The organism is Polaromonas sp., assembly GCF_039930745.1.
In the GTDB taxonomy this organism is placed as follows: Bacteria; Pseudomonadota; Gammaproteobacteria; order Burkholderiales; family Burkholderiaceae_C; genus Polaromonas.
The window spans coordinates 1-5716 of record NZ_JBDTTH010000151.1 but is presented as its reverse complement, the minus strand read 5'-3'; the positions used below and the strand labels follow the sequence as shown (position 1 = coordinate 5716).

Below are 5716 nucleotides of genomic sequence, written 5' to 3'. Positions count from 1 at the left end.
GGCCCATGCCGTCGAGCACGCCCTTGCGGCGCGTCATGTCGCGCGCCTTGCGGGCGGCTTCACGGGCACGCGCAGCTTCAATAATCTTGCCGACGATGATCTTGGCGTCGTTCGGGCGCTCCTGCAGGTAGTCGGCCAGCAGCTTGCTGACGATGTCTTCCACCGGGCCGCGTACTTCGCTGCTGACCAGCTTGTCCTTGGTCTGGCTGGAGAACTTGGGCTCGGGCACCTTGACGCTCAGCACGCAGGTCAGGCCTTCGCGCATGTCGTCGCCGGTCACTTCAACTTTGGCTTTTTTGGCGAGCTCGCTGTCGTCGATGTATTTGTTAATGACACGTGTCATTGCGGCGCGCAGGCCGGTCAGGTGGGTGCCGCCATCACGCTGTGGAATGTTGTTGGTGAAACACAGCACCTGCTCGTTGTAGCCGCTGTTCCACTGCATGGCAACTTCAACACCGATATTGGTGTTCTGATCGCTCTGGCGGTCGCCCATGGCGTGAAACACATTGGGGTGCAGGACAGTCTTGCCCTTGTTGATGAAGTTGACAAAACCTGTCACGCCGCCGGCGCCTGCAAAGTCGTCTTCCTTGCCGCTGCGCTCGTCTTTCAGGCGGATCTTCACGCCGTTGTTCAGAAAGCTCAGCTCGCGCAGGCGCTTGCTCAAAATTTCGTAATGGAAATCACTGTTCTGCTGGAAGATGTCGGTATCAGGCAGAAAGTGCACCTCGGTGCCGCGCTTGTCGGTGTCACCCAGCACCTGCATGGGCGACACATCCACACCGCCCACCTGTTCAATAATGCGGTTTTGCACAAAGCCTTTGGAAAACTCCATCACATGGACTTTGCCTTCACGGCGGATTGTCAGGCGCAGCATCTTGGACAGCGCGTTCACGCAGCTCACGCCCACGCCGTGCAGGCCACCCGATACCTTGTAGCTGTTCTGGTTGAACTTGCCACCGGCATGCAGCTCGGTCAGCGCAATCTCGGCCGCCGAGCGCTTGGGCTCGTGTTTGTCGTCCATCTTGATGCCGGTCGGGATGCCACGGCCGTTGTCGACCACGCTGATGGAGTTGTCCAGGTGGATAGTGACCATGATGTCATCACAATGGCCGGCCAGCGATTCGTCGATGGAGTTGTCGACCACCTCGAACACCAGGTGGTGCAGGCCGGTGCCGTCGGAGGTGTCGCCAATGTACATGCCGGGCCGCTTGCGCACGGCCTCCAGGCCTTCCAGGATCTGGATGGAGCCTTCGCCATACCCCTCGGACGCACCCGCCTGGTTGGTGTCGATCTTGGGCTGGAAATTGGAACTTCCCTCACCGCCTTCGCCGGAATGAACACCCTCATTTGCGCGGCCTGCTTCGTCCGGAGTGGCTTCGCTGGATTTATTTTCTTCGGTCATAACTAACTTTTACCTACGGTGAAACTACGTTTTCTCAATCTCTTGAATGACCAAACCCGCTTTGGCTAGCGGGTTCGGTGGGGGCGGCGGTTTGTTTTTTTCTGTTTGTACAGCTTAAATCCGCATCGGCATCACGACGTATTTGAAGGCCGCATCGTCGGGAATGGTGAGCAGCGCCGAGCTGTTAGAGTCAGCCAGCTCGATCTTCACCATGTCCTGTTCCATGTTCGTCAGCGCGTCGATCAGGTAGGTGACATTGAAGCCGATTTCGATGGCGTCACCGGCGTAGTCGATGTCGAGCTCGTCCACCGCTTCTTCCTGCTCGGCATTGTTCGAGGCCACGCGCAGGGTGCCAGGTTCGATGTTCAGGCGCACACCCTTAAATTTTTCACTGGTGAGAATGGCGGTGCGCTGCAAGCTGGCCAACAGCGGCACGCGGCCCAGGGTAATGATGTTCTTGTGGTTCTTCGGGATCACGCGGTTGTAGTCGGGAAACTTGCCCTCGACCAGCTTGGTGACGAATTCCATGCCTTCAAAGCTGAACTTGGCCTGGTTGCCGGCGAACTGCATTTCGATGGCGCCCTCTTTGTCGCTGAGCAGGCGCTGCATCTCGAGCACGGTCTTGCGCGGCAGGATCACTTCCTGGCGCGGCACTTCGACATCAAGCATGGCCGACGAAAACGCCAGACGATGCCCGTCGGTGGCCACCAGGCTGAGCTGCTTGCCTTCAGCGACGAACAAAATGCCGTTGAGGTAGTAACGGATGTCGTGCACGGCCATGGCAAATGACACCTGGTTCAGCAGCTCTTTGAGCACCTTCTGCGGCACCGAGAAGCTGGGGCCGAAGTTGGCGGCTTCCTGCACAAGCGGAAAGTCTTCGGCCGGCAAGGTTTGCAGCGTGAACCGGCTCTTGCCGCCTTTGAGGATCAGCTTGTTCTGTGCCGACTCGAGCGACACGGTCTGGTCGCTGGGCATGGAGCGCAGGATGTCGATGAGCTTGCGTGCGCCCACAGTGGTCGTGAAGTTACCCGTGTCACCGTCCAGCTCGGCTGTGGTGCGAATCTGGATTTCCAGGTCGCTGGTGGTCAGCTGCAGCTGCGCGCCGGTTTTGCGGATCAGCACGTTGGCCAGAATCGGCAGCGTGTGCCTGCGCTCCACGATGCCTGCGACTGACTGCAGAACTGCCAAAACTTTATCCTGGGTAGCTTTGAGAACGATCACTGTCTTAACCTCTTATTTCTTTAATTCAAATTAGTAGTAGTAGATAAGGGAAGCACATTTCTGTGGACAGCCCTATTTTCTTCTTTTTGATCAACTACTTGGCGCTTGTTTAACCTTGTGGTCAGACATCCCCGCAACCCCGCTGCCAAATATGAACAACTTTGGGCAATCCACCTTCGCTGTGGATAAGTCATTAGTTGTTCAAAACTTGTCCCCATGGTTTCCAGGCAGGCTTGAAACCGGGGAAAAATGGCTGAGTGAAGCTCCATCTCAGCCTTTCAGGGTTTGTTCGAGCACGTGCAGCTGCTGGTTGAGCTCGGTCATCTGCTGGCGCTCGGCAGACATCTTGCGTACCGCGTGCAGCACGGTGGTGTGGTCGCGGCCGCCAAACAGCTCGCCAATCTCGGGCAGGCTCTTCTGGGTGAGTTCCTTGGCCAGGTACATGGCAATCTGGCGTGGCCGGGCAATGCTGGCCGGGCGCTTCTTCGAATACATGTCGGCGACTTTAATCTTGTAATAGTCGGCCACGGTTTTCTGGATATTTTCGACCGATATCTGGCGGTTCTGGATGGACAACAGGTCGCGCAGGGCTTCGCGCGCGAGCTGGATGGAAATTTCCTTGAGGTTGAAGCGCGAGTAGGCGAGGATCTTGCGCAGCGCGCCCTCGAGCTCGCGCACGTTGGAACGCACGTTCTTGGCAACAAAAAAAGCCACCTCTTCGGGCATGACGGTGCCCTCGGCCTCGGCCTTGCGGATCAGGATGGCGACGCGCATCTCGAGCTCAGGCGGCTCGATGGCTACCGTCAGCCCGGAATCAAAACGCGAGACCAGCCGCTCATGGATGTCCGTCAGCCCCTTGGGATAGGTGTCGCTGGTCATCACAATGTGCGACTTCTTGGTCAGCAGGGCTTCAAAGGCGTTGAAGAACTCTTCCTGGGTGCGGTCCTTGTTGGCCAGGAACTGCACGTCATCTATAAGAAGGAGATCAAGCGAGTGGTAACGCTCCTTGAACTCGTCAAAAGTCTTGCGCTGGTAGGCTTTAACCACATCTGAAACAAATTGTTCAGCGTGGATGTAGAGAACTTTGGCGGCGGGGTTATCGGCCAGCAGTTTGTTGCCGATGGCGTGCATCAAATGGGTCTTGCCCAAACCGACGCCGCCGTAAATAAACAGTGGGTTGTAAAGTTGCCCCAGGCTGCTGGAAACATGCAGGGCGGCGGCGCGGCCCATGCGGTTGGCCGTGCCTTCGATCAGGGTGTCAAAAGTCAGTGCGGTGTTGAGCCGGCTCTTGAAGGGGGTTCCGGCTACATCTTCAGCAACACCCAGGCCGACAGGTTCGGCCACGCCGTTGCCTTCGAAGCTGCGCGTGATTGGCGTATTCCTGCTGCCGGGTTCTCGCTGAGCGAGCGCTAACTCAAGATGCACATTTTGGCCGGAAACTTTCTCCAGCAGAGCAGAGATGCGCCCCGCATATTGCGCGCGTATCCAGTCCAGCTTGAAGCGGTTGGCAACCTGAATGGTGACTTTGGAGAGATCGGCAGCGACCTCGGCGACCAGCGGACGGATCCAGGTGTTGAACTGCTGCTCGGGCAATTCCTGGGCAAGATGGTCTACGCAGCTTTGCCACAAGCCCTGGCTGGAACTGTGCACGGCGCCCTCACGCATCGGATCTTTGGGCTGGATGGACGCAGTGGCCAGCATGCTTTTGCTTGTGGATATTATTAATTTTTGGCACCCGTTATTGTAGTCGTGCGGCGTACTTATCCACAAAAAGATTGCCCCCGGGTTTTAACCTAGGGCGGGCCGGTTTTTCCGGTTCGACTTTCTTTCTGGTGTCACTTGGCCGATCTCAGCCTTTACCGCCACTGCGGCCTCTAACTTGTTGCCAGCGTTGGGAAATCTGCGATAATCATGGGTTTCCCTGATTCATAGCGGGTTGGCATGGCTGGTTTGGCGCTTGTTTTCAAGCATCTTTAGCCGTTTTGCTGGCCCGGCTGACCTGCCGGGTAGCCTGTGTTGTACGGCTGCCGGGACCACGAATCGCAAAATTGAAATTTGCAAAGGGGGAGCTTTTTGTAGCTTGTAGGACCATCATGAAACGCACATACCAACCTTCCAAAGTTAAGCGCGCCCGTACGCACGGCTTTCTGTCACGCATGAAAACACGTGGCGGCCGCGCAGTGATTGCAGCGCGTCGCGCCAAAGGCCGCAAGCGCCTGGCTGTTTAAGCAGTGGGTCCCGCAGGCCAATTGCTTTCGAGCTGACGCTTGCAACGGCTTCAAACCCGACCCCAGTTCCAGGCAGTCCTTGCTGGCGCCATCGTTGCAAGAACAACGCATTTCGCATTGCACCGCAATGCGCTTGATGCCATGAACGCGAAAACCGTACCCAGCAAGACCCACGACATGCCGGACCTGTTTCCTGTTCAGGACCTCTGGGTCGGGGCGATGGTGCCTAAACGCTGGGCCAAACGTGCCGTGACGCGTAACGCCATCAAAAGACAGATCTATACCGTGTGCGCCGACTTTTCGCCTCGCCCGCCCCCCACTGCGTGGGTCGTTCGCCTGCGCCGTGACTTTTCGCGCAAGGAATTTGTCAGCGCGAGTTCCGAGTCGCTCAAGCAGGCGGTTCGCAGCGAAGTGCAGGCCTTGATGCAGGCCGGGGCACAAGCCGCATGAATGCCATGTCCGCATTGCGTCGCTTGGCGGTGGCGCTCAGCCGCCTGCCGCAGAAAACACTGGTGGCCCTGGTCAAAGGCTACCGCCTGTTGCTCAGCCCCTGGCTGGGTTCGTCCTGCCGGTTCGAGCCCACCTGTTCGGCCTACTCACTGCAGGCGCTGCAGCAGCACGGCGCGGCCAAAGGCGCTTACCTGACGCTGCACCGTCTGGCGCGTTGCCACCCATGGTGCCATGGCGGCTATGATCCCGTGCCATCGGCCGCACAGCCTTCGCGCCGGTTTTCCCTATTCACCCATCTGGTCACGCCAGTGACTTCGAATTCCTCTAAAAAGAAGCCGTCATGAACGACATACGCCGCACCATTTTGTGGGTGATTTTTGGTTTTTCCATGGTCTTGTTGTGGGACCAGTGGCAG

6 protein-coding genes are annotated in these 5716 nt (G+C 57.7%); 3 read left to right on the top strand and 3 right to left on the bottom strand.

The genetic code is table 11. The features are described 5' to 3' along the window. From ABI660_RS22710 to dnaA, 3 genes are all read right to left on the bottom strand, one after another. Nucleotides 1-1402: ATP-binding protein (locus ABI660_RS22710; RefSeq protein WP_348072404.1), on the bottom strand; the 1402-nt coding region annotated here is incomplete at its 3' end. 114 nt (nucleotides 1403-1516) lie between these two features. Further along, nucleotides 1517-2623 carry a DNA polymerase III subunit beta gene (gene dnaN / locus ABI660_RS22705; protein WP_348072402.1) on the bottom strand — a complete coding sequence of 369 codons (1107 nt, stop codon included), beginning with the start codon at nucleotides 2621-2623 and terminating at the stop codon, nucleotides 1517-1519. Nucleotides 2624-2893: 270 nt separating this feature from the next. Further along, on the bottom strand, nucleotides 2894-4288 hold the full coding sequence (gene dnaA, locus ABI660_RS22700; protein WP_348072408.1) for a chromosomal replication initiator protein DnaA: 1395 nt from the start codon (nucleotides 4286-4288) through the stop codon (nucleotides 2894-2896). Nucleotides 4289-4716: 428 nt separating this feature from the next. On the opposite strand from dnaA, the gene rpmH reads away from it, so the two are divergent. From rpmH to yidD, 3 genes are read left to right on the top strand one after another with little or no spacing between them, the layout of a single operon-like run. Continuing rightward, nucleotides 4717-4851, top strand: coding sequence for a 50S ribosomal protein L34 (gene rpmH, locus ABI660_RS22695; RefSeq protein WP_077595646.1), 135 nt, complete (start codon nucleotides 4717-4719; stop codon nucleotides 4849-4851). A gap of 39 nt (nucleotides 4852-4890) precedes the next feature. Then, nucleotides 4891-5301 (top strand): ribonuclease P protein component, encoded by a 411-nt coding sequence (locus ABI660_RS22690; protein ID WP_348072399.1) that lies wholly within the window; start codon nucleotides 4891-4893, stop codon nucleotides 5299-5301. Nucleotides 5302-5345: 44 nt separating this feature from the next. Further along, a complete protein-coding gene (yidD, locus tag ABI660_RS22685; RefSeq protein WP_348072406.1) occupies nucleotides 5346-5645 on the top strand; it encodes a membrane protein insertion efficiency factor YidD in 300 nt (99 codons plus the stop codon). Nucleotides 5646-5716: the final 71 nt, after the last annotated feature.